The following is a 24,423-nucleotide window of genomic DNA, read 5'->3' as shown; positions in this document are numbered from 1 at the left end:
TCGTTTCAGTGGCAAAATACTAAAAATTATAGCGAAATGACCCCTTCAACTTTAGAAACTTCAAGATATTTTTCAATTACGGCATCTGGAGATCCCATGGTTACCTTTATCGAAACGCTAGTATAGGTTCCTTTTGAAGAATTACGTGTACTTACCTCAGCGTCTGTTTTATCGAAAATAGCTTCTATTTCAGCAATTTTTTCAAGATCGGCCGGAACAATAAACTTGAAAAGATACGGCGCAGGCCATGTAACATCATCTTCAAGTTGTTTTTTTAAGCGTTCGTAAAATTCGGTGGTCTTTTTTTCTTGACTCATTTATATAATAGCTGGATTAGCAACAAAGATACACTTTCATCACAAATATTTATTTACTTACTTTGTACAAAATTATAACTTTTTGAAAACAGAACGAATTGTAATAACAGGTGGTCCTGGATCAGGGAAAACTGCACTAATAAATTACCTGGAAAAACAAGGCCATCATGTAATGCACGAAATTTCTAGGGAAGTCATCTTGGCCGCACAACGGGAAGGGATTTCACAACTCTTTTTAGTAAACCCAATCCTCTTTAGTGAAAGGCTGCTGGAAGGAAGGTTAAAGCAGTTTCAAGAAGGAGAAAGCCTAGAAGCCAAAACATTATTTTACGACCGAGGTTTGCCAGACGTTACAGCTTATATGGATTTTGTAAACACCCATTATCCTAAAGTATTTTCAGAAACTTGTACTACACATAAGTATGATAAAGTTTTTGTATTACCCCCTTGGGAAGAAATTTACGAACAAGACAACGAGCGCTACGAATCTTTTGAAAAAGCCGAAAAACTATTCCATTTTTTAAAAAGCGCCTATGAAAATTATGGATACAAAACCTGCGAAGTACCAGTAGGATCAATAGCCGAACGCGCAAAATTTATTATAGACAGCATCAAACACACATCTTGATAAGTGCACAATCCATCTTGACCAAATATTGGGGCTTTTCCTCCTTCAAACCCATGCAGGAGGAAATAATTACATCTGTATTAGATGGAAAAGATACGGTTGCACTCCTACCCACGGGCGGCGGAAAGTCCTTATGCTTTCAGGTTCCCGCATTGGCCATGGATGGAATTTGCATTGTAGTTTCCCCTTTGATTGCGTTAATGGGCGACCAAGTAAATGCACTAAAAGCGATTGGCATAAAAGCCCTAAAAATAACAGGTGGCATATCTTTTAACGATTTGAATACGCTATTAGACAATGCTCTTTATGGCAATTATAAGTTTTTATACCTTTCTCCCGAACGTTTGCAACAGGAAATAGTTCAAAATTACATTCGGCAGATGAATGTTAACCTCATTGCTGTTGACGAAGCGCATTGTATTTCGCAGTGGGGAAATGATTTTAGACCCGCGTATAAAAACATCACCATTCTCCGTGAGCTTCACCCGCTAGTTCCAATAATTGCGTTAACGGCAACAGCCACCGCTGAAGTTTTGGAAGACACCATTTCAGAATTGAACATGGAACTACCCGCTGTATTTAAAAATTCGTTTGTTAGGGACAATCTTTCCTATCAGGTTTTTAAGGAGGACGATAAGCTTTATAGAACTGAGCAATTATTAAAAAACAATCCTGGTGCGGCAATTGTATATGTTCGAAGCAGAAAAAATACAGTTGAAATAAGCAACCAGCTCAATAGTTTAGGCATTTCGGCGAGCTTTTACCACGGCGGAATTTCAGCAAAGGAAAAGTCGGATAAGCTGGATTCATGGCGAAATGGCAATGTTTCAACCATGGTAGCTACAAATGCTTTTGGAATGGGAATTGACCATCCAGATGTGCGTTACGTTATCCATTTACAAATTCCGGAAAGCATTGAAAGTTATTTTCAAGAAGCCGGACGTGCCGGTAGAGATGGACAATTTGCTTCTGCCGTGCTTTTATATAATGATTACGACAAAATATATGTAAAAAAACAGTTTGTAGCGTCTCTGCCCACTACTTCAGATTTAAAAAGCATTTACAGAAGGTTAAACAATTATTTTCAAATTTCTTATGGCGAAGGCGAATTCACCAAACACAACTTTAGTTTCTCTGAGTTCTGTAAAACATACAAACTCAATACCATACTTACCTATAACGCGCTGAACAGCTTAGACCGATTGGGGATTATTCAACTCTCTCAAGAATTTGGTCGAAAATCCATTCTTCAGTTTGTGATTTCTTCTAAAAAAGTACTGGGATATTTTGAGAAAGATGTGGCAACCTCGGTCATAGGAAAAACTATTCTTAGAATCTACGGCGGTATTTTTGAAATGCCAACGGCAGTAAACCTAGACTTAATAGCCGCTAAGACTGGACAATCTTTAGAGACTATCATTGCTGTTTTAAAGAAGATGGAACGGGATCAAGTTATTGAAATGACGTTACAGATAACCGATGCCACACTTACGTTTCTGGTTCCGCGGGAAGATGACAAAACAATAAACACAATTTCAAGAGAAGTGGAGGCTCTTAACCAAAAGAAAAAAGCTCAGGTTCATGCCGTACTTCATTACCTAGCGAATACCAAAACCTGCCGAAGCCTACAATTGGTTTCTTACTTTGGTGAAACAACGGCGGAGGTTTGCGGAGTCTGTTCGGTTTGTAACTTGCAACATCCCAACCCCTCCAAAAAAGAACTACAGGCAATAGCCAAAAAAATAGTCACCATACTAGGAGACGAATATTTAACCTCTCGGGAAATTTCTGAAAGACTTACATTTGCTGAAGCTAACATCATAAAGGTCTTGGGGCTTTTAATGGACACCGAGCGAATTAAGAAAAACATGAGAAATCAATATTACCTAAATTAAAACAAATGTCGAAAGCCTTAAGAATTGTATTTATGGGAACTCCCGAATTTGCTGTGGGAGTTCTAGAGAAAATGATAGCCTCTGGAAAAAATGTTGTAGGCGTAATTACAGCTCCCGATAGACCTGCGGGCCGTGGCAGAAAGTTGATGGCATCTGCGGTAAAAAAATATGCAATTTCAGAAAATCTTCCGGTGCTTCAGCCAACAAACTTAAAAGAGAAAGCTTTTTTAAAAGAACTGAAAGCCTTAAATGCAAACCTTCAAGTGGTTGTTGCCTTTAGAATGCTTCCTAAGCAAGTGTGGCAAATGCCAGAATATGGCACTTTTAACCTTCACGCTTCGCTACTGCCACAATATAGAGGTGCTGCCCCCATAAATTGGGCTATTATCAATATGGAGGAAAAAACTGGAGTGACTACTTTTTTTATTGATGAAAAAATTGATACTGGCGAGATTATCGCAAACAAACCGGTGTTGATCAAAAATGATGAAACCGCAGAAACGCTTCACGATAAGTTAATGGCAACAGGAAGTAATTTGGTCTTGGAAACACTCACGCTTATTGAAAGCGGACAGGCCAATCCAAAACCACAACCCCAGAACAATGCGTTAAAAGACGCTCCAAAGCTTACACCTGAAAACACAAGAATTGATTGGCAAAAACCAGGCGCTCAAATTGAAGCATTTATAAGAGGGCTTACCCCATACCCCGTAGCCTGGTCTATTTTATTGAATACCGGTGAAAAGCTAAAAGCCAAGATTTACAGCGCAGATTTTGAAAAGGTGCAGCACGACAAAACAATAGGACAGATTGAGACCTCTAAAAAAGAATTAAAAGTAGCTTGTTTAGATGGCTATATACGAATTAAGGAGATTCAGCTACCGGGAAAACGGAAAATGGAGGTTTCAGCACTTTTGAATGGCTATAATTTTTCTAACGAGGCAAAACTAATGTAAACCCTTATCAACACTGATTTTGTCTAAAACAACGAAATAACGCTCATTTTTGTTAACAAACTCCCAAAGTTATTAACAAAAAAGTGGATTTACTGCGTGGTTACTTGCCTAGCCGGATAATCCTACTAAATTTGTAGAGCAATTAATCGAAGTTTAACCAACAATTTAATTTAAACAAAATTATGAACAAATCAGATTTAATCGATGCAATGGCAGCTGATGCCGGAATTACTAAAGCTGCTGCTAAGAAATCACTAGAATCTTTCTTAGGCAACGTAGAAAAATCCCTTAAAAAAGGAGATAGAGTTTCTCTTGTAGGTTTCGGATCTTGGTCAGTTTCTAGAAGAGCTGCTAGAGAAGGTAGAAACCCACAAACAGGTAAGACAATCCAAATTGCTGCAAAAAATGTAGTAAAATTCAAAGCAGGTTCAGATTTACAGAGTAGCGTAAATTAATTGTAAATAAAGTTTACAATATAAAAGTTCTTTTTCCCATTTAAATGGAAAAAAGAACTTTTTTTAGTTAGCTGACACTTAGTTATTTGTGATTTTGTAAGATATTTACATATTTACTCGTAAAATCATAAGCTTAATATCCGTTTGCTAAGTTTTTGGTATTATAGAAATAATTACTTAGATTTATTTTATCAAAATCAACTTATGACCACTTTAAAACCAGCGAAAGGCCTTCTATTAGTTGCAGAGCCATCCATTATCGGGGATGTATCCTTTAACCGTTCTGTGGTATTATTGGCCGAATATAACCAAAGTGGATCTGTTGGGTTTATCTTAAACAAGCCATTACATTATAAACTTAGGGATTTTGTTCCAGGGATAAACTCAGAGCTTCCTGTGTATAACGGTGGCCCAGTTGAGCAAGACAATCTTTACTTTATTCATTCCATTCCAGATATTATACCCGGCAGTATTGAAATATCCAACGGTATTTATTGGGGTGGGGATTTTAGTGCAATCATAGATTTACTCGAAAAAGATCAATTAAAAAAAGATCAAATTCGATTTTTTCTGGGATATTCCGGCTGGGAAGAAAATCAGTTAGAACATGAGCTTAAAGTTAACAGCTGGATAGTAGCGCCAAACAGCTACAACAACTCCTTAATAGGAAAAACCAATACCAACTTCTGGAAAGAAAAAATGATTGAGTTTGGAGGAGACTACCTGTTATGGTCTAATGCACCAGAGAATCCCACCTTAAACTAATCCATCTTCGCTCTTACGTTTAGCTTCAAAATTAACTCCTTTGCGTTTTTGTTTCCATATTGCTTATCACCGAATTTAGAGACCGGAACTATACCTTGAATTATATTTGTAATAAACAACTCATCGGCTTCCTGTAGTTCTACAAGTGCAATTGAAGTTTCTTCTAAGGTATAACTAGGCATTTCATTTATAATAGCAATAATCTGTTTTCGTAAAATACCATTTATGCAACCATCAGTTAATGGCGGTGTTTTTATTTTATTTCCTGATACCAAAAAAATATTCCCGTTAAGCGCTTCAACTAACTTTGAGTTTTCGTTCAAAAGCAAACAATTTTGAAACTCATGCTCTCGTGCATAAATTCCGCCCAGGATATTGATAAGTCTGTTGCTGGTTTTTAAAGTTGAAATTAAACCACTGGTAATACAATGTTCTTTATAAATGGTTACTTTGCAAGGGGCTTCATTTAAAAGGTAGAATGAAGTAGGCAAAGCTTCGCAAGAAATCACATATTCAATCTCATTTGTTTTTGGCGTGTATTTTCCGCCGGTCTTCCGCCACACCAGTAGTTTTACTCGTACACCGCTCTCTGCTATTCCCGCAAACTTAATCGTTTTTAGAACCTCAGCCTTAAGGAAATTCTTTGAAAAATTGGATGGAATTTCCATTTTTAGAACTTCCATCGAATTTGTTAATCGGGAATAATGATCTTCCCAAAAGTAAATTTTTTCTTCTGAAATACGTAAAGTTTCAAAAACTGCATCGCCATAGTTTAGGCCCCGGTTATCAGTATAAACCGTTGCATCTTCAGCTTGTAACAGATTTCCGTTTAAGTTTATCATAAAAAAAACCGTCTGTTTTGTAAGACGGTTTAAAGATATTATATTTTTTTACTTTTATTACGTAGAACCTAGAATTTGCTTTAGGTCAGAAACCATATTCTCCCATAACATTTTCCCTTCATCTACCTCATCTTCCTCGGCAAAATCGGTTATCATTAACGATACGTCTTTGGTAATTTCATCTACCTGGATACGCAGTTCAAAATAGTAGTCTTCTCCTTCGTCTTCAATCCATCTAAACTTAATGCGTTCCGGACTTTTTTTACTTAAAAGTTTTGCCTTTTCTTCACTTCCTTCCCATATAAAGTTATAGAACTCTCCACGGGAATTCACGTTGTCAGCATACCACTCTGATAAGCCTGAAGGTGTTGATATATATTGGTATAACAATGAAGGTGAAACCTGAATAGGAAACTCCATTTCATATTTAATTTTATCTTCCATAGCACTCTATTAGTTGCTGCCCAATATATATATATTAATCCTAAACTCAAATTAAAGATTGAAAATATTTCATTTTAAGAGCTTTTATTTTTTTAAAATAATTTCCTTAAAAATAGAACGTAATGTTTGCGTCAGATAATTTTGTTTTTATCTTTGCAGCCGCTTAGGTAAAATATTTCGTTATGGATATGAGCCTAAACCGTACTACGTAGCTCGTTTAAAGAGCAAGAGTTGAAGTATGGTGATTTTGAAAGCATGGCGAGGTAGCTCAGCTGGTTAGAGCGTCGGATTCATAACCCGGAGGCCTCGGGTTCAAGTCCCGATCTCGCTACGAAAACCCCTTGAAAATATTTCTTGGGGTTTTTTTATGGATAATACTGAAGCTATAGTATATCTTCCAGAACCCTTATTGCTTCAGAAACTTTGTTAATGCATCAAAATCAATAACTGACTGCTCCCCACTTTTCATATTTTTAAGCGTATAAGATTGCTCTGCCATCTCTTTATCTCCAGCTAAAATGGTAAAGGGAATATTTCTCTTATCGGCATACCCCATTTGCTTCCCCATTTTTGCGGCATCAGGATACATTTCAACCTTAACACCCAATTTACGTAGGCTTGTAATGGCTTTCATGGCATACAAGGCTTCCTTTTCGCCAAAATTTATAAAAAGTGCATCGCTATTTTCCGAAACGGTTTCAGGGAACAATTTTAGCTCTTCCATAACCAGGTAAATCCTATCCAGACCGAAAGAAATACCCATGCCGCTCATGTTTTTCAATCCAAATATTCCGGTAAGGTCGTCGTATCTTCCGCCGCCGCCAATGCTTCCCATATTCACTTTTTCGGGTGCGGCAACCTCAATTATAGCACCTGTGTAATAATTTAAGCCACGGGCAAGGGTAACGTCAATTTGCAATCTTGATGTCTGTAAGCCTAATGTTTCGATGTTTTTTGCTATAAACTCTAGCTCTGCAATACCTTTCATTCCCACTTCGGAAGCATGAAGCATTTCCGTCAAAGACTTTATTTTTTCCACATTACTTCCTGTAAATGAAAACAAAGGTTGAAGTTTTTGTAGGGCTTCTTCAGAAATACCCTTTTTGCGCATTTCCTTTTTAACGCCATCTTCCCCAATTTTGTCTAGCTTGTCCAGAGCAACGGTAAAATCAATCAATTTATCTTCAGCACCAATAGTTTCAGCAATACCACTTAAGATTTTTCGGTTGTTAATTTTAATAGTTACTCCATTTAGACCGAATTTGCTAAAAACAGCGTCGTAGAGTTGTACAAATTCTACTTCTTGCCACAACGATTTTGAGCCCACAACATCTGCATCGCACTGATAAAACTCTCTAAAACGACCTTTTTGCGGTCTGTCTGCTCGCCATACCGGCTGTATTTGATAGCGTTTAAACGGAAAGGTAATTTCATTCTGGTGCTGAACTACATAACGAGCAAAAGGCACCGTAAGATCGTAACGAAGTGCTTTTTCTGAAATTTTTGATGTAATTTGAGCACTGTCTTTTTCGGTATATAAAGCATCGTCAACCTTAGACAGGTAATCACCACTATTTAATATCTTAAAAATTAAGCGATCCCCTTCTTCGCCATATTTCCCCATTAAAGTATCGCTGTTTTCAAAAGAGGGGGTTTCTATGGGCTGGAAACCGTACAAAGCAAAGGTTTCCTTGATTGTATTAAAAATATAATTGCGGCGTGCAACTTCGTTTGGGGCGAAATCGCGTGTACCTTTTGGAGTAGATGGTTTTTTTGACAAGAGTTTATATATTTGAGCGAGATGAGATTTTCAGGAATCGAGCGCCTAGGTCACGTAACAAATAAAGTTTTCAAAATTTACCTTGGGCATTCCTTCCGTTTAATCCTGCTTTATTTAGAATTATAGATTTAAAAAGCAAATATCTTAAATATTGGTAACTTTATCCAACTTTTAGAGTCTAATGAATAACACAAACTAAAAAATATGTTTTCACTGTTTTGGGAAAACGTCCGTATTGCAATGGACTCGATAAAAAGCCAGTTGCTCAGGACCATACTTACCATTGTTATTATAGGGATAGGCATTTGGGCACTTGTGGGTATCCTGAGTGCGGTAAAAGCGCTTGAAACCACAATCTCGAGTAACTTTGCATCTATGGGAGCAAACACGTTCAATATTCAGCAATATGAATTTGAAGTACAATCTAACCGAAGCGGAGAAAAAGAAAAAATAAACCCAATTATCAAGTATCACAACGTTCGTGAGTTTGTTGACAAATATGAATTTCCATATACAAAAACAGCAGTTTCCTTTCAAGGAACCTCTTCTGCCGAAGTGAAATACGGCTCTGAAAAAACCGATCCCGAAGTACAGGTTTTTGGCGTGAATGAAAATTATCTTGAAAATACAGGAACTGAAATTGACCACGGAAGAAACTTTACCGTTTTCGATATCCGAAACAACAACAAAGTTTGTTTAGTAGGTTCTGATTTTACAAAAAACCTATTTCAAAATGAAGACCCAATAAATAAAACTATTAGTATCCGTGGCGTAAAGTTTAAGATTGTCGGCTTGCTGGAGTCTAAAGGTTCCACTTTTGGAAACAATCAGGATTTAAAGGTTTTGATTCCCGTTCAAGTGGCGCGCGGAATATATACTCAGCCCAATATAAATTATAGCATTAGCGTAAAGGTTGACGACAAACAGATGATGGAGGCCGCAACAGACGAAGCCATAATTACATTTCGTAACATTCGCGGATTAAGCCCTGTGGAAGCGAATAATTTTGGCATAGAACGCAGCGATGACCTTATAAACCGAATTGCTTCCATTACCCAATATTTAGAAATTGCAGCTTGGATTATTAGCATCATTACTATTTTGGGCTCCTCTATTGCACTTATGAACATTATGTTGGTTTCCGTAACGGAACGAACTCGCGAAATTGGAGTTAGAAAAGCCTTAGGAGCAAAACGTTCTACTATTTCTACCCAATTTTTTATGGAGACCATTGTTATTGGTCAATTTGGAAGTATCCTAGGAATTATCCTGGGTATATTGACCGGTTTTGGATTTGCGAAAATATTCGATTTTGATTTTAGTCTTCCTTGGGCCGCAGTTATTTGGGCTACAATTATCACTTTTATTGTAGCGGTAATCGCCGGATCTTATCCTGCTACCAAGGCCGCGCGCCTAGATCCTATTGAAAGTTTAAGGTATGAGTAGGTAGGGGAAAATCAAAAAATCATAACGTCCTTCAAAGACGAACGACCGCTTTGCTAAATGACATAAGTCTTAGCCGGACACTACTAATAAAAATTTATTCCTTTAATAAATCACTAAAATAGGTATAAAGATCTCCTTTAGTAATAACTGCTCCCTGCTGAATAAGCGCAAAAATATCTTTGTTGCGATCTTCTTTTAAAGCTTTTGTAGAGGTATATAAACTCACCACATCGTCATGTAGGTTTTGCTGTAGCCATTTGTACCCGTATTCTGTAGTAATATCTACATTATCCGATTCAATTTTTATAGCGACCAGCTCAATAAATGCTTCAGTAATATGAAAGAGCATCATTTGTTTGGGCGAGATATGCTCTAGGTATTTTACTTTATTCAAGACCCCTTCCCAAACCAGGTCGCTGAAAATATCCAGTTCCTGTTCGGCAAGTTCGGGTTTATTGGTTTTTATCTCGGTCCATTCGTCTGCAGTGATAGACTGTGTAGCAAGAAAGTTTATAAATTCCTTATGTAGCTCTTCAAATTGTTCTTTTGTTAATCTAGCGTATTTCATAAAGCTTGTCTGTTCTTGTTTAAGGAAATGTAATTATAATATTTTTTAGACCGCTACCCCATCGGTAAAGCGGCACTAATTTCTAAACAAAAAGCCTTCCCCATAACTGGGAAAGGCTTTATAAAATTCAATTGGAAAAAATTATTCAGTTTCCGTATTGTCATCTTCTGTTTGCGCTTCAGACTCAGCTTCAGCTTTAACTTCTGGCTTAGCTTTAGCTTTAGCTTTAGGTGCTGGTTTAGCTTTAGGCTCAGCAACAGGTTCTGCAATCACTTCAAAAGTAAGGTTACTTATTACTTCTCTGTGGAAACGAATAGTAGCATCATACGGCCCGGTACGTTTAATAGCTCCACCAGCAATTGTGATGAATTTTTTCTCAATAGAAACACCTTCTTTTTCTAGTGCTTCGGCAAGATCTGCATTCGTAACAGAGCCAAACAGCTTATCGCCACCACCAGTTTTGGCAGTAATTTTAATTTCAAGACCGTTTAATTTTTCGGCTTGTGTTTTAGCTTCATCAACTATTTTCTTTTCTTTAAAGGCGCGTTGCTTCAGCATTTCATTCAATGCTTTTTTAGCAGAAGGAGTAGCAAGTACAGCGTGCCCTTGTGGAATCAAAAAATTTCTTCCGTAACCGTTCTTTACCGTTACAAGATCATCTGTAAAACCCAGATTATCTACGTCTTTTTTTAATATAAGTTCCATATCTTTCTCTGGTTTTTATTTTAATAAATCGGCTACATACGGCATTAGTGCCAAGTGGCGTGCTCGCTTAACCGCTACGGCAACTTTACGTTGGTATTTCAATGAAGTTCCGGTAAGTCTTCTAGGAAGGATTTTACCTTGTTCATTTACAAAACGCATTAAGAAATCTGGATCTTTATAGTCAACATATTTAATGCCTGACCTTTTAAACATACAGTATTTCTTAGCCTTAGTGGTCTCTATATTAAGCGGCGTCAGATATCTGATCTCACCGTCTTTTTTTCCTTTTGCTTGTTGTTGTAATGTGGCCATAATTTAAGCTGATTTTTTATTGCGGTTTCTTCTTTTTTCTGCCCAAGCAATTGCATGCTTATCAAGGCTTACTGTAAGGTAACGCATAAAACGTTCGTCCCTTTTAAACTCCTTTTCAAGTTCGTTTACAGTATCACCTTCTACAGTGTACTCGAATAAGTGGTAAAACCCACTTTTTTTGTTTTGAATTGGGTAAGCTAGTTTTTTCAAGCCCCAATTTTCCTTGGATATCATCTCAGCACCTTTAGAAACAAGAAGATCTTCGTATTTCTTTACTGTTTCCTTTATCTGATCATCAGATAAAACGGGATTTAAGATGAAAACAGTTTCGTAATGATTCATAAAAAATCGATTAAAATTAATAATTAAAACCTTGACTTTCTGTCAAAGAGGGTGCAAAAATAATACTTTATTTACTATTATCAAACCAAAATGCAAATATACTTAAATGATAATAGTTTAAGAGAAAACTTATAACTGCATCAACTATAAAGCAAAATAGTTGCATTTCATCGAATATTTCTATAATATTGTGTTAAATTAAATCTACTCATCGTGGAAAAAACAATACTTAAATGTGCGATTGTAGATGATTCAACGCTACAAAGACTTTCTATAGTAAAATTAATACAATCCCACTCTTCTCTTGAACTGGTTGGGGAATACAAGAACGCTATTGAAGCAAAAAAAGCAATTTCCGCAACGCAAATCGACCTTATTTTTTTAGACATTGAAATGCCAATACTCTCTGGGTTTGACCTCTTAGATGATATTGAAGTAAAACCGCAGGTGATTTTTATTACCGGAAAAACAAAATATGCCTATAAAGCGTTTGGATATGACGCTATTGATTACCTAAAAAAACCGATAGCAAAAGATCTTTTCTTCAACGCGGTACATAAGGCACTAGTAAACCAAAAGCTTAAAAATGAAGAGTTCTTTGATGAAGAGGACTTCATATTCGTAAAAAGCAACCTTAAAAAGCAGAAGGTATTTTTAAATGAATTGCTGTTTGTAGAGGCCCTGGGCGACTATGTAAAGCTTGTTACCGAACACGACTCACTTGTAGTGCTCTCTACTATGAAAGCTTTTCTAAAACGCTTGCCAAACGACAGGTTTATGAGAATTCACAAGTCGTATATTGTCAACTTAGAAAAAGTACAGCGCTATAATAGCAAGTCTATAGAACTAGAAAACGACAAACTTCCGCTAAGCCGAAATAGAAAGGCAGAGCTCATTGAAGCACTTGCAGATACGCAAAATTCTTAATAATTATCTACATCAATATTTACGCGTACGCTAGAAAACTCCTTAACGGTATTAAACTTGCGTTGCACGTTTGCTATGTATTTCTTCGTTTTATCTAAGGATTGTTGCTTCGGAATTTTAAGCAGAAGATTGATAATGTATTTATTTTTTATCCTTCCTATTGGTGGTGCTTCCGGACCTAAAACATTTTCTTTAAACTTAATCTCCAAGGCTTGACCAAACCATGTGGAAGCCCGTTCTACGCGCGTTAGGTTTTTATCCTTAAAAACAATTTTAACCGTTCTGTAAAAAGGCGGATACTTATAATTGTAGCGCTCCTCTAATTGCTCCTTAAACATCCCTTTGTAATCATTTACACTAACCTGTTTTAAAATTTGATGGTACGGATTATAGGTCTGTATTAAAACCTTGCCTCTTTCATGGGTACGCCCTGCCCTTCCCGAAACTTGTTGAAGCAATTGAAAGCTACGTTCGTGCGCTCTAAAGTCTGGGAAGTTTAAAAGGTTGTCCGCATTCATAACCCCCACGAGCTGGATGTTTCTAAAATCTAATCCTTTTGCCAGCATTTGTGTGCCCACCAAGATATCAATTTCCTCATTCTCCAAGGCTTCAATTAATTTTGAATAGGCATTTTTTCGTCGGGTGGTATCTTGGTCCATCCGTGCAATTTTATGATTTGGAAACAAAGATTTCAGTTCCGTTTCAATCTGTTCTGTTCCAAACCCTTTTGTATCTAGGGTTTCACTTCCACAGGCAATACAACTGTGCATCATGGCCATCTGGTAGCCACAATAATGGCATCGCAGCTCATTTTTGTACTGATGAAACGTCAAACTTACGTCGCAATTGGGGCATTGTGGCGAGACCCCACAGGTTGTACACTCTACAACGGGCGAAAACCCTCTTCGGTTTTGAAATAGAATAACCTGTTGTTCATTTTTTAAAACCTCCCGCATTTCCTCCAGCAATCTATCGCTAAAATGCCCCTTCATTTGCTTTTTTCGGGTTTTTTCTTTTATATCTACCAGCTCAATATCTGGCATCAAAACATTTCCGAAGCGCTTTTTTAAAGTTACTAGGCCATACTTTCCGGCTTTGGCATTGTGGTAACTCTCTAAGGAAGGGGTTGCCGAACCCATTAACAGTTTTGCTTGGTGCAGATTTGCCAATACAATTGCACTATCGCGGGCGTTATAGCGTGGCGCCGGGCTGTATTGCTTAAACGAAGGTTCATGCTCTTCATCAACAATGATAAATCCTAAATTCTTAAAAGGAAGAAATAACGACGAACGCGCACCAATAACTACCTGTGCTTTGGTCTTTTCCTGAAGTATATTATTCCAAACCTCAACTCTTTCGTTTACAGAAAACTTGGAATGATAGACCGATATTTTTTCGCCAAAATATTTTTGAAGCCGTGTAATAAGCTGGGTTGTCAAGGCAATTTCCGGAAGCATATACAACACTTGCTTCCCAGAGGCTATCATCTCTTTAATAAGCCGAACATAAATTTCTGTTTTACCACTGGAGGTAACTCCATGCAACAAAACAACCGGCTTTTCGTGAAAACTAGCTTTTATTTCTTGATATGCTCGGGTTTGGGCTTCATTCAATTCTTTTATCTCGGTAGCCTCTTCACCAGAAAACGTTACGCGATCATGCTGAATATAATACTCCTCCAAAATACCTTTATCTATAAGGCTTTTTAAAGTTCCTGCAGAGGCATCGCTCTTTTTTTGAAGCGTTACCGAGCCAATGGGTTTTTTAGACTGCCCACTTAGCATAAAAAGGTTCATAAGCACAGCACGTTGCTTTGGCGCTCTACTTAAGGTCTCTAATAAATTTTTCAGATTTTCTTCGGAAGTATAGGCCGGTGCAAGTTTTATATATCGTTTTAATTTTGGTTTGTACTGTTCATAAACTGTTTCTTCTACCGCAATCACTCCTTTTTCGAATAATTTCTGTATTACCGAAACCACGTTTTTCTTGTCCAAAATAGAGCGAACATCATTAATATGAAGCGAGGACTGATGCTGTAAGGCTTCAAAAACTAAAAACTCTTCATCAGTTAACGATCCTTCCTCCCACTCCTTTTCCTGTTCTGAGGATAATTTTATTACGGTTTCACTTTCAAGTAGAAAAGCACTTGGAAGGGCTGCTTTTATTACTTCGCCTAAAGCACACATATAGTAATTTGCAAGCCACTCCCAATGTTGCAATTGATGCTTTGTAATAATTGGGGTTTCATCCAGAATATGATCAATAGACTTAGTTTGATAACCAACCGGCGCCTGATTGTGAACCTGAAAAACAATACCGGTGTAAACCTTGGTTTTGCCAAAGGGAATGGCCACCCGCATTCCAGGTTTTAAAAAAGCGGCTTCATCCTTATTTACGCTGTACGTAAAGGTTTGCTTTAATGGAATGGGGAGAATGACGTCTATAAAAAACAAGTGGTTCGTTTTTGAGTGATGAGTGCTAAATTTTGAGTTATGAACCTAAAAAGGCCACCTAATTTGGCGGCCTAAAGATACTGTTTTTAAAAATTTTTATTGAACGCGCGTCCAAGTTTGTGTTCGCCCCAAAAGGGAGAAACCAATATAGCCACGCACTTTCAGTTTATTGGCACTGTCCAATTCAATATAACATTTATAAACCTTTCCATTGTTGGGGTCCATAATGGTGCCGTCATTGTATTCAGAGCCATCTTTTTCTAAATCTTTCAAGATAACAAGACCCAAAATAGGTTTATCCTTATACTCCTCTGGACATTTAAAGCAAGTTGCATCACGTTTGGATGGATCGGCAATTTCTACAACTTTCCCGTAAACTTTTCCATTTTGTTTATAAATTTCTACTACCGACTTTGCCTTTCCAGTATCCTCGTCAAAGGTTTGCCATTTTCCAGTTACATCCTGGGCAAAGGCTGTCATTACAGAAAGTAGAACAACAGCGAAGCTTAAAAGTATTTTTTTCATAATTAAATAATTAGGTTGCGTTACAATTTTTCCTTTAGCCGCTTTATTGAAACATTTAATTCAAAACCTAGCAGCAAGAGGTTTGAGTTAATCCAAATATATAACATCAAGATCAAAAGTGCACCAATAGAACCGTATAACTCGTTATAATTTGAAAAATTATTGATATAAATACCAAAAAAGTAAGTAGTTAATATAAAAAGAACCGTTGTGGTAAGCGCTCCTATTGAAAAAAACCTTGATGTTTTACCTTCTTTGGTGCCAAAGTAGTAAAGCGTGGCAATGACCACATAAATCATTACTACAAATACAAGAAATTGAAAGAACGAGATCCAAAAAATATTGTTGTTTATATAGGCTCTTGATTGAAGGTCGCGTATAATATATTCACCATACAAAATAACCCCTACCATAGACAACAAAAACAATGCCAGCAAAATAGAAACCCCTAATGCTACAAAATACTGCTTAAAAAAAGATCGGTTTATACGTACATGAAACGAGTATTCAAACGCACTAAAAATTGCATTTACTCCGTTTGCCGATAAAAATACAGATAGAAAAAAAACAAACGAAAGCAAGCCTGTACGTGGGTTTACCGCAATATCTGCAATAACAGGATAGAAAAACTGAGTTGTTTGTGGTGGAAGTAAGGCTTCAATAAATATTAAAAATCTAGTTTGAAAACCCTCAATAGGTATATATGGAATTAAATTTAAAAGGAATAGTAGGAACGGAAATAGCGCCAAAAAAAAGCTATAGGCAATAGAGCTGGCTCGTGGCGAAAACGATCCCTTTATTATTCCAGTACCATAAATATCCAACAAATGGTAAAGCGAAAACTCCCCCAAACCTGGCAGTTTAATTCGTTTACTAAGCTTCACCAAGTCCCGAATTATCGGAATGTTGATTTCCTTTTCCGCTTCTTCGTTCATTTAACCGCTTTTAGGCTTAGATCCATGTTATAAACGGAATGTGTAAGAGCACCGCTAGAAATATAATCAACTCCACATTCGGCATAATGCCTGGCTGTTTCCAAAGTAATACCGCCGCTGGATTCCGTAAGACATTTACCATTTATTAGCTTTACTGCCCTTCGGGTGTCTTCATAATTAAAATTATCTATAAGAATTCTATAAACGCCATCCGTTTTAAGTATTTCTTCTATTTCTTCAAGATTTCTAGCCTCTACAATTATTTTTAAATCTAAGTGACGCTCCTTTAAGTATTGTTTGGTTTTTTCAATCGCCTTTGTAATTCCACCACAAAAGTCAATATGGTTGTCTTTTAGCATTACCATATCATATAAAGCAAAACGATGGTTTTCTCCACCGCCAATCTTAACGCCCCACTTTTCCAAAGCGCGAATTCCAGGAGTAGTCTTTCGTGTATCCAAAATTTTGGTGTTGGTGCCTTCCAGAAGTTGCACATATTCATTAGTTTTTGTTGCAATGGCACTCATACGCTGCATGGCGTTTAGCACCAATCTTTCCGATTTTAAAATAGATTGCGAAAGTCCCGAAACATAAAAGCATATATCGCCATATTTTACGGAGCTTCCATCTTCTATTTTAACATCCAGCTCCAATCCCGGATCTACATACTCAAAAACCTGTCGGGCAAATTCCACTCCAGCAATAACTCCTCGGTCCTTTACTAATAGTTTGGCGGTTCCCGTGGCGTCTTCAGGAATGCATGCAAGAGAGCTGTGGTCGCCATTACCTACGTCTTCACGAACGGCGTTGGTAATAATAATATCTATCTCGCGATTAAATTGTTTTTCTGAAATCATAACATGGAAATTTCTGCTAAAATAACAAAAAGAGTTGGCAGTATTCAGTTTCAATGGTTCGTTATGTGAAATCAGCCGAATTCTCTTACTTTTGAAAAATGAAAATAAGACTGCTCGCTATTGGAAAAACTGATAATAAACACTTACAAAGCTTGATGGATGACTACACCAAGCGGTTGGGTTTTTATGTTTCTTTTAAAATGGAAGTAATTCGGGATATAAAAAATGCCAAAAACCTATCCGAATCACTTCAAAAGCAAGCTGAAGGTGAAGAAATCTTAAAGCGAGTCACTACTGCTGATGTATTGGTTATTCTCGATGAAAAAGGTAAAGCCTATACTTCTGAAGACTTTTCAAAATTCCTTCAAAAGAAAATGAACAGTGGTATTAAAAATCTAATCTTTGTTATTGGCGGCCCCTACGGGTTTAGCGATGCCGTTTATACGCGTGCAAATGGCAAGATCTCACTCTCTTCCATGACATTTTCGCACCAAATGGTTCGGCTTTTCTTTATTGAGCAACTGTATCGCGGTTTTACAATCCTTCGGAATGAGCCCTATCATCATAGATAAAAACGAAGCATTGAAGAAACGAAGGAGTAATTATTTTGTCACCACTGACAATCAATAAAATCAGTGACCATATGAAATAGTAATCCTACGGCAATTATTCTCGTTTTCTTAAAAAACAACAATCCAAAGTAAACTCCTATTGCCCAATACGAATGCAACGGATGAAAGCCAATGCTGCAACGGTTGGGGTCAAAGATGGGTGTAGCAAAAAGATGGTCCACATCAACCAGCATTGTTGCGAGCATGATTAACCACGCTTTTTTCCACTGGCTACGAAAGAAAATGTAGGCGATAAACCCCGGAACCAGCAAGTGTAAGGAATAATGTACAAGAGTTTGGAGCATCGTGAAGTTTAGGTGTTGATTGATTTTAAAAGTAGTTCTTTCTTTTCTTCTGGCAAAAATAGAATATTTTACCGTGTAGAATTGAACCACGCCAACTAAGCGTTAGATTTACTGTTGAACCCACTCTGGGGTTCTTTATAGATAGCTACCCCATAACCCCACACTGCACTGCGTTGGTGTGAGGTTAATAATGTGAAACTCCTTCGGAGTTAATTCTCAGTACGTCAAATTAACCCACAGTTTTTCGTACGCTTGGATCTTATAATTCACTTAGCAATATAAAATACCCAACAACCCCAAAGGGGGTAAACACAGATAAGCATATAGACTTAAAATTTTGTGAATAGCTTAAAAAAGTTTAATTTCCCACAGCGCAAGGAGTCATTTAACTAAATTAGAGACCAAATTTATCTAGCAAAAAACATGAAACGAATATACACTTTATCACTTTTGTTCATACTCTTCTCGATGGCTCCAAACATGCTATTCGCACAATGTGAAGATGTAACACTAGCAAGTTTAACAAACCCCGGACCTTTTGAAGTGGCTACGCTTACCGAAGCAGATGGAATAAGAAATGGCCCTGATTACTTAGGCGCCACCATATATTACCCAATCAATGCCGCTCCACCTTACCCGAGTATTGCAATAGTTCCTGGTTTTACCGCGCTACCCTTTAGCGTTGCAGAATGGGGGCCGTTTTACGCCTCTCATGGGATTGTTACTATTATTATTGGCACCAATTCTATTTTTGATTTTCCTGAAGCTAGGGCTATTGCGCTCTTAGACGCTTTAGAAACAATGCGGCAGGAAAACGCCAGAAGTGCGTCGCCCCTAGAAAACAAGCTTGACGTCACCAAATTTGCAGTCAGCGGCTGGTCAATGGGCGGTGGTGGCGCACAACTTGCCGCAGTTATGGACAACAGCATCAAAGGTGTTGTAGCACTATGCCCTTGGTTGCCCAACCCATCCTTGAATCACGAGAGCCCCGTATTAATATTTAGTGGCCAAAATGATCCTACCGCACCCCCGGCACAGCATGCAGACATTCATTATGACGTAACTCCAGAGACAACCAACAAACTACTTTTTGAAGTTGAAAACGGAGGTCACTCCGTTGCAAATACACCCAATGGAGGTAATGGTGCGGTGGGTAAAATCGCCTTATCCTGGTTAAAATTATATGTAGATCAAAACGACTGTTATTGCCCTTTATTAACAAATGAACTTCTAGTTAATCCTCCAGCCGCCTCTAAAGTTGAATCCAGTTTTGAATGTGAGCTACTCAATATAGCTAACGCCACATACGATATAAGCATATATCCAAACCCGACACGGGACTTTGTACAAGTAAATATCCATAGACCCACACAATTTAAAATTTACTCTACCTTGGGTCAACTTCTAAGTGCTGGGGAAATTACCGAAAACAATAAGCAAATTAATCTCTCGCAATATCCAAATGGTATTTACTACTTGCGTTTAGAAAATGAAACATTAAAAATAGTCAAAAACTAAGTGTTTTAAACCTCACACTACACTGTGTTTGTGTGAGGTTAATAATGTGAGGCTCCTTCGGAGTTATTTCCCAACACGTTAAATTAATCTAGAATTTCTTAAATGTTTGGATCTTTAAATTCACCTAGCAATATAAAATACCTAACAACCCCAAAGGGGTTATACACAGATAACCCTGAATAAAACGAAATGAAATAAAGGTTTTATTCAGGGGAAATCGTGATTGTCGCTATTTAGAACTCTGAAAGAGTTCAACTATAGTTTTATCTAAATACAGAAGATACTAAACCTCTATTGTTTAGACTTTAGGTATTTGTACAATTCGCTATCTGTAGAAAGAATAACAGATGTCTCTGCATCAAAGGTATTCTCAAAAGTCTCCATAGACTTTAAAAAGGAGTACAGTTTCTTTGATTGGGCCGACTGATTATAAGCTTCAGCATAAATAGCGGCTGCCGAGGCATCTGCTTTCCCTTTTATTTTCTCTGCCTGCTCAAAAGCGGTAGATTGTATGGTTTTCAGATCACGTACTTTTTTTCCGTTGATCTTGGAAGCTTCACCTTGCCCTTGAGAACGAAACTTATCCGCAATTCTAAACCGTTCACTGTTCATTCTTTTGAATACATTCTGGCGCACCTCTTCAACATAATTAAGCCTTTTTATCTTAAAGTCTAAAATAACAATTCCCAAATCTGAAACTCTTTGGTTTCCTGTTTTTAAAATCATTTTTTCTATTTTTTCCCTTCCTACCTTAATATCTATCAGGGTGTCTGAAGAAGGCTCGGTAAGCGTGTCGGTTACTCTTGCTTCCCGATTGCTGTTTCGTACGGCCTCTACTAATTCATGATTAGCAATATAATCCCTGGTTTCCCCATCTAAAATGTCGTTCAGCCTAGTTTGGGCACCACGTTCATCGGTAAGTCGTTTATAAAACTGAAGCGGATCGGTAATTTGCCATCGAGCATAAGTATCTATAAAAATAAATTTCTTGTCTTTTGTAGGAATCTGATTGGGCTTTCCATCCCATTCCAGATATCGCTTGTCAAAAACATTGGCGGTCTGGATAAACGGAACTTTAAAGTTTACACCTGGCGTGGTGACTGCCACACCTATTGGTCTACCGAACTGGGTAATTACTACCTGTTCTTTTTCATCTACGATATATGCACTAGAAATGATAGCAATGAGCACCACTCCTAAAGCGATTCCTAATATAATGAGTTTCTTTTTAGACATGCTTAATTTGCTTTTGGTGGGTTTAACGTATTTGGTGTTTTTTGATTCTGCATCTGCATCTGTAAAAGTGGAAGTACATTATTCCCCTTTCCATCGGTAATGATTTTATTTCCGAGTTTAGGCAATACCCTATTCATAGTTTCAAGATAGATTCTTGTTCGGGTTACCTCAGCAGCTTTTATATATTCTTTGTATAGGTCGTTAAACCTAGCAACTTGACCTTGTGCGTTATTGACTCGTTCTGCTGCATAACCTTCAGCTTTCTGAATGGTTTCCTCCGCCTGTCCTTTAGCTCTAGGGATAACTTTATTGTATTCAGATTCCGCCTCATTAATCATAGTTTCCCTTTCTTGCTGTGCTTGGTTTACGGCATTAAATGCGGCCTTCACGGCGTCTGGCGGATTTACATCCTGCAATACCACCTGATCTATTCGTATACCAAGAGAATATTCAGTACTTAATTCCTGAACAATCACCTGAACTCTATTGGCCACTTCTGTTCTTCCAACGGTTAACACCTCGTTTACCGTTCGGTCACCTACTACTTGGCGCATTGCCGCTTCAGACATATCGCGTAAAGTTTTTATAGGATGCTTCACCTTAAACAAATAATTGTAGGGGTTCTCAATTCTGTATTGCACTACCCATTCTACATCGGCCAGATTGAGATCGCCGGTAAGCATCAAGGATTCGTCTTTTGTATTGCCCTTGCTATAGCCCGTTTTAAGGGAACGTGTATCCGTAGTCCTAAAACCAAACTCTTCTTTTTGTTGCCGCTCTACTGCGACCTTATACACGGTTTCTGCAAAGGGAATTTTTAAGTTAAGGCCTGGATCTACAGTTCTTACATATTTTCCAAATCTCGTAATGACCCCCAATTCCTCAGGTTCTACTTGAAAAAACGACCCAAAGGCAACAATTAGTGCAAGAATGACAAGAATAATAACTTTTATATTATTTCGAATCACATCGACAATTCCCCAAATAGATTCGGGAGTTTGAAATTCCTGCTGTTCATTATTAAACATAAATTTATTTTTAGCAATTAACGAAAAATCACGGCTATTAGTGGCCAGCTTCTTAGTGAAAATATATGGCTAAAGTACAATAACAAGCCATTTTACTACCACTAGTTTTAACCAACTATTTCCTAATGCTCAAGATGATAAAAATAAGCTACTTTACCACAAAAATTGAGTATAATTTTAAGCCACTTCAATGGCGTCAAAAAATTAAAATTCAGGAAGCAGCCAAATAGCTAAATTTCATAACTGCTCCCATCGTTTCAATTACGACTCTACTACAAGCTTAGATTCCTGTAATTGAACAACCTCATACTGAGCTTTTTCTAAATCGGTTTTAAATTTCACCTTATTAAACACAGAATAACTTGATAATAATTCGCGGTAATGTGCTATTCCATCTAAAAGGTTATTACTAAACTTTTTCCAGTTTTTATAATCGCGTTTAGAAGGTGAAGATTTTTGCGCTATTTCCTTTTTTAGGAAGTCGATATATAATTGTAATTCCGTAATAAACATCGAGGTTCGATTGGGTTTTTGTACAATGTCTCTTCTACCGTAAATGTGGTCAGTCATTTCACGAAGGCTACTAGTTTTTGAGAAATTTATAATATTTGGTCCTGGGCAGATTGTAACGGCTTTTAGTTTTTTTAGAAAGGGCTCTTCATATTTAACAGGTGCTGCGTTGCTCAACCCAATGCAAAGACACTCTTTACTGAGTACATTATCTACTTGTTTCTCATATTCTTCTGCGGGCAGGTCTAGCGACTTTAATTGCTTTAGCTTCAGTTTTTGATACTTTGTTGATGCCGTACATATCGGCGTTTTAGTAAACTCAGTATTAGACTCTAATAACTTTTCGGTACAAGGGCTACCTGGTTTTTGTTTTGAAATTCTATCCAAACGTTCATTTTCAGCGGTAGTTCCTTTTAGATAATTAAATTCAACGCCAAGAGGCGAAGCTTTACTTCGAACCACATCATTTTCTTTAGACTTCACCAATAACTCTAATGTATTTTCATCTACTGTAGTAGCTTCTGGGCATACTAAAAAAGGGGTTCCCCAGCCTGTACCATCAACTTGATAACATTTGTACAGTAAACTAGCTTCTTGATTGGTGCCTATACCACCTTGAACGGTTATCTTTATTGGGTGTGGCTTATCAAAACCCAGTTTACCTTTTGCAGCAATTGCAGGTTTGTACAATTGAAAAAGACTAGATTCCAGTTCTTGCTTTTTAGTTTTAAACTCCTTCAAAATTGGTCCCATTAGTAATCCTTGGGTTGCAAAAACATGGCCGCCACAATTGAGTCCCGATTCAATTCGAAACTCACTAACCCAAATTCCTTTTTTAGCTAAGTATTTTCCTTGAATTAAAGCTGAACGGTAATCGCTGACTTTGATAATGACTTTTTTATGAAATCCTCCCCATTCATAAGCATCAAATGCCGAAAAGTTTGCCATATAATTATACAAACGCGGATTCATTCCAGCTGACAGAACCAAGGCCGAATTGCTCAATTCGCATTCAGCATAACCTTTTAGGGCAGTAAGGGCATCAGATCCATTTTCAATAGGTGCTTGATTATTATCTAATTGGTCTTTATCAACTTTAGTCATTATATTAACCTCAATCGCACCCGGTGTTAGGTTTTCTCTTAAGAAGTTTTCAAGTTTTTGCTTTTCCTTGTCATTTTCTAGCTTAACCCATTCGTTGTATTTTTCTTTCAGCATACTAGTATCCGGAAGCATTTCAAAATATTTAACAAGATCTGAACCCGTTTCAAATGCCGAAGTCTTCAATTTCTCAACTTTAGAAGTCACAATGCGCTGCATTAAATTGAGGTAGTCTGTAACGCGGTGCGCTCTAGAGTTTTCTTCCTTTGCAGGAATAGGGCTGTAGGTTTCATTGATTTCTTGATAATAATACTTCCGCATTATTTCTATTAAATTATCTTCTATAATAGAAAGCGCCGAATTTATTCCAAAATGGGCAACTTTAATGGGAGAGTCAATGGTGTAAGCAATTCCCATTACGGGAATATGGAACGTATGTGGACTTGTAATCTGCATTTTACAGGAATTTATTAAAAAGCAGTAAATGTGAGAAATCTAAACTTTCTGTTTTATGATAAATGTCATAAAATAAAACCTATTTATCCTTATTTGTTTATTAGTATCCAATTAAAAACCTGAAGCATCAATTTAGTAAGTGATATTAGGCATTTGAACAATTTTTAAAAACTCAAACCATACTATTGATTTTACAAGTAGGGTTCTATGCAAAAGAGTTACATTAATCCATCTAATTATCAACCTATTCGGAATCAAGTCTTACACCTGCTTGCCAATGCACGTCAGGCAGGTCTAAAGTAATTTAGCGAAGCGGTCGTTCGTCTTTGTCGGACGTTAATGATATTTTTTTAGTCGTGTCCGACTAAGACATAAGACGTAAGACTTGCTTTTTAATAGATTGAAAACTAGATAAAATTGATTAAACATACTTTTTAATTGATAAATTTTGATGCTAAGTATAATAGCATGCTGTCATTAAATAAAAAATATTCTAATTGCCTATT

Annotated in this window: 24 protein-coding genes, 1 tRNA gene and 1 pseudogene; 10 read left to right on the top strand and 16 right to left on the bottom strand. The window is 37.2% G+C overall.

Annotation, left to right across the window (positions count from 1 at the left end; all coding sequences use genetic code 11):
- Window positions 1–26: 26 nt before the first annotated feature.
- The gene (locus QPK98_RS14160; protein WP_310994122.1) at window positions 27–317 is read right to left on the bottom strand and encodes a DUF493 family protein; all 291 of its coding nucleotides are present in this window, start codon (window positions 315–317) and stop codon (window positions 27–29) included.
- 82 nt (window positions 318–399) lie between these two features.
- On the opposite strand from QPK98_RS14160, the gene QPK98_RS14155 reads away from it, so the two are divergent.
- The 5 genes and pseudogenes from QPK98_RS14155 to QPK98_RS14135 all read left to right on the top strand — a co-directional run bounded on the left by QPK98_RS14155 (window position 400) and on the right by QPK98_RS14135 (window position 5,016).
- On the top strand, window positions 400–945 hold the full coding sequence (locus tag QPK98_RS14155; RefSeq protein ID WP_310994121.1) for an AAA family ATPase: 546 nt from the start codon (window positions 400–402) through the stop codon (window positions 943–945).
- Window positions 942–2,840: a RecQ family ATP-dependent DNA helicase gene (locus QPK98_RS14150; RefSeq protein ID WP_310994120.1), complete on the top strand. Its 1,899-nt coding sequence runs from the start codon at window positions 942–944 to the stop codon at window positions 2,838–2,840. Before QPK98_RS14155 ends, QPK98_RS14150 begins: the two co-directional genes overlap by 4 nt.
- Window positions 2,841–2,845: 5 nt before the next feature.
- Window positions 2,846–3,796 (top strand): methionyl-tRNA formyltransferase, encoded by a 951-nt coding sequence (gene fmt, locus QPK98_RS14145; RefSeq protein ID WP_310994119.1) that lies wholly within the window; start codon window positions 2,846–2,848, stop codon window positions 3,794–3,796.
- Window positions 3,797–3,969: 173 nt separating this feature from the next.
- Window positions 3,970–4,251: pseudogene (locus QPK98_RS14140) on the top strand (HU family DNA-binding protein); the annotation flags it as partial.
- Window positions 4,252–4,455: 204 nt separating this feature from the next.
- Window positions 4,456–5,016 carry a YqgE/AlgH family protein gene (locus QPK98_RS14135; RefSeq protein ID WP_310994118.1) on the top strand — a complete coding sequence of 187 codons (561 nt, stop codon included), beginning with the start codon at window positions 4,456–4,458 and terminating at the stop codon, window positions 5,014–5,016.
- Here the strand turns inward: QPK98_RS14135 and QPK98_RS14130 are convergent.
- Together QPK98_RS14130 and QPK98_RS14125 are read right to left on the bottom strand one after the other, a co-directional pair.
- Complete coding sequence (locus tag QPK98_RS14130; RefSeq protein ID WP_310994117.1) at window positions 5,013–5,858, bottom strand: aminotransferase class IV; 846 nt, start codon at window positions 5,856–5,858, stop codon at window positions 5,013–5,015. The two genes, QPK98_RS14135 and QPK98_RS14130, sit on opposite strands and share 4 nt — an antisense overlap.
- 57 nt (window positions 5,859–5,915) lie before the next feature.
- Window positions 5,916–6,302 carry an START-like domain-containing protein gene (locus QPK98_RS14125; RefSeq protein ID WP_310994116.1) on the bottom strand — a complete coding sequence of 129 codons (387 nt, stop codon included), beginning with the start codon at window positions 6,300–6,302 and terminating at the stop codon, window positions 5,916–5,918.
- Between the two features lie 257 nt (window positions 6,303–6,559).
- On the opposite strand from QPK98_RS14125, the gene QPK98_RS14120 reads away from it, so the two are divergent.
- Window positions 6,560–6,633, top strand: a tRNA-Met gene (locus QPK98_RS14120).
- A gap of 75 nt (window positions 6,634–6,708) precedes the next feature.
- Here QPK98_RS14120 and hisS read toward each other — a convergent pair.
- On the bottom strand, window positions 6,709–8,082 hold the full coding sequence (gene hisS / locus QPK98_RS14115; RefSeq protein ID WP_310994115.1) for a histidine--tRNA ligase: 1,374 nt from the start codon (window positions 8,080–8,082) through the stop codon (window positions 6,709–6,711).
- Between the two features lie 204 nt (window positions 8,083–8,286).
- On the opposite strand from hisS, the gene QPK98_RS14110 reads away from it, so the two are divergent.
- On the top strand, window positions 8,287–9,528 hold the full coding sequence (locus tag QPK98_RS14110; protein ID WP_310994114.1) for an ABC transporter permease: 1,242 nt from the start codon (window positions 8,287–8,289) through the stop codon (window positions 9,526–9,528).
- 94 nt (window positions 9,529–9,622) lie between these two features.
- Here the strand turns inward: QPK98_RS14110 and QPK98_RS14105 are convergent, their stop codons facing one another.
- The 4 genes from QPK98_RS14105 to rpsF form a co-directional block, all read right to left on the bottom strand.
- The gene (locus QPK98_RS14105; RefSeq protein WP_310994113.1) at window positions 9,623–10,096 is read right to left on the bottom strand and encodes a DUF6495 family protein; all 474 of its coding nucleotides are present in this window, start codon (window positions 10,094–10,096) and stop codon (window positions 9,623–9,625) included.
- Window positions 10,097–10,237: 141 nt separating this feature from the next.
- Entirely contained in the window at window positions 10,238–10,801 is a 564-nt protein-coding gene (gene rplI / locus QPK98_RS14100; protein ID WP_310994112.1) for a 50S ribosomal protein L9, read from the bottom strand.
- 15 nt (window positions 10,802–10,816) lie between these two features.
- The gene (gene rpsR, locus QPK98_RS14095; protein ID WP_310994111.1) at window positions 10,817–11,113 is read right to left on the bottom strand and encodes a 30S ribosomal protein S18; all 297 of its coding nucleotides are present in this window, start codon (window positions 11,111–11,113) and stop codon (window positions 10,817–10,819) included.
- Window positions 11,114–11,116: 3 nt separating this feature from the next.
- Window positions 11,117–11,455, bottom strand: coding sequence for a 30S ribosomal protein S6 (rpsF, locus tag QPK98_RS14090; RefSeq protein WP_310994110.1), 339 nt, complete (start codon window positions 11,453–11,455; stop codon window positions 11,117–11,119).
- A gap of 213 nt (window positions 11,456–11,668) precedes the next feature.
- Here rpsF and QPK98_RS14085 point away from each other — a divergent pair, with 213 nt between their 5' ends.
- The gene (locus tag QPK98_RS14085) at window positions 11,669–12,382 is read left to right on the top strand and encodes a LytR/AlgR family response regulator transcription factor (RefSeq protein WP_310994109.1); all 714 of its coding nucleotides are present in this window, start codon (window positions 11,669–11,671) and stop codon (window positions 12,380–12,382) included.
- Here QPK98_RS14085 and priA read toward each other — a convergent pair.
- The 4 genes from priA to nadC all read right to left on the bottom strand — a co-directional run bounded on the left by priA (window position 12,379) and on the right by nadC (window position 17,152).
- On the bottom strand, window positions 12,379–14,835 hold the full coding sequence (gene priA, locus QPK98_RS14080) for a replication restart helicase PriA (protein WP_310994108.1): 2,457 nt from the start codon (window positions 14,833–14,835) through the stop codon (window positions 12,379–12,381). The genes QPK98_RS14085 and priA overlap by 4 nt on opposite strands.
- A 96-nt stretch (window positions 14,836–14,931) precedes the next feature.
- Window positions 14,932–15,360, bottom strand: a complete 429-nt coding sequence (locus QPK98_RS14075; protein ID WP_310994107.1) for a DUF2147 domain-containing protein — start codon at window positions 15,358–15,360, stop codon at window positions 14,932–14,934.
- A 20-nt stretch (window positions 15,361–15,380) separates the two neighbouring features.
- A complete protein-coding gene (locus QPK98_RS14070) occupies window positions 15,381–16,295 on the bottom strand; it encodes a YihY/virulence factor BrkB family protein (protein ID WP_310994106.1) in 915 nt (304 codons plus the stop codon).
- Entirely contained in the window at window positions 16,292–17,152 is an 861-nt protein-coding gene (gene nadC / locus QPK98_RS14065) for a carboxylating nicotinate-nucleotide diphosphorylase (RefSeq protein ID WP_310994105.1), read from the bottom strand. Before nadC ends, QPK98_RS14070 begins: the two co-directional genes overlap by 4 nt.
- Before the next feature lie 98 nt (window positions 17,153–17,250).
- Here nadC and rlmH point away from each other — a divergent pair, with 98 nt between their 5' ends.
- Entirely contained in the window at window positions 17,251–17,724 is a 474-nt protein-coding gene (gene rlmH, locus QPK98_RS14060; RefSeq protein ID WP_310994104.1) for a 23S rRNA (pseudouridine(1915)-N(3))-methyltransferase RlmH, read from the top strand.
- A gap of 38 nt (window positions 17,725–17,762) precedes the next feature.
- Here rlmH and QPK98_RS14055 read toward each other — a convergent pair whose 3' ends face one another.
- Window positions 17,763–18,068, bottom strand: coding sequence for a DUF6122 family protein (locus tag QPK98_RS14055; RefSeq protein ID WP_310994103.1), 306 nt, complete (start codon window positions 18,066–18,068; stop codon window positions 17,763–17,765).
- A gap of 423 nt (window positions 18,069–18,491) precedes the next feature.
- Between QPK98_RS14055 and QPK98_RS14050 the strand changes: the two genes are divergently transcribed.
- Window positions 18,492–19,586, top strand: a complete 1,095-nt coding sequence (locus QPK98_RS14050) for a T9SS type A sorting domain-containing protein (RefSeq protein WP_310994102.1) — start codon at window positions 18,492–18,494, stop codon at window positions 19,584–19,586.
- Between the two features lie 291 nt (window positions 19,587–19,877).
- On the opposite strand, the gene hflC is transcribed toward QPK98_RS14050, so the two are convergent.
- From hflC to QPK98_RS14035, 3 genes are all read right to left on the bottom strand, one after another.
- Window positions 19,878–20,822 carry a protease modulator HflC gene (hflC, locus tag QPK98_RS14045; protein ID WP_310994101.1) on the bottom strand — a complete coding sequence of 315 codons (945 nt, stop codon included), beginning with the start codon at window positions 20,820–20,822 and terminating at the stop codon, window positions 19,878–19,880.
- A 2-nt stretch (window positions 20,823–20,824) separates the two neighbouring features.
- Window positions 20,825–21,850, bottom strand: a complete 1,026-nt coding sequence (hflK, locus tag QPK98_RS14040) for an FtsH protease activity modulator HflK (RefSeq protein ID WP_310994100.1) — start codon at window positions 21,848–21,850, stop codon at window positions 20,825–20,827.
- A gap of 261 nt (window positions 21,851–22,111) precedes the next feature.
- Entirely contained in the window at window positions 22,112–23,917 is a 1,806-nt protein-coding gene (locus QPK98_RS14035; RefSeq protein ID WP_310994099.1) for a hypothetical protein, read from the bottom strand.
- Window positions 23,918–24,423: the final 506 nt, after the last annotated feature.

It is taken from the genome of Aequorivita marina (genome assembly GCF_031631895.2).
Lineage (GTDB): Bacteria > Bacteroidota > Bacteroidia > Flavobacteriales > Flavobacteriaceae > Aequorivita > Aequorivita marina.
This window is presented reverse-complemented; position numbering and strand designations above follow the sequence as displayed.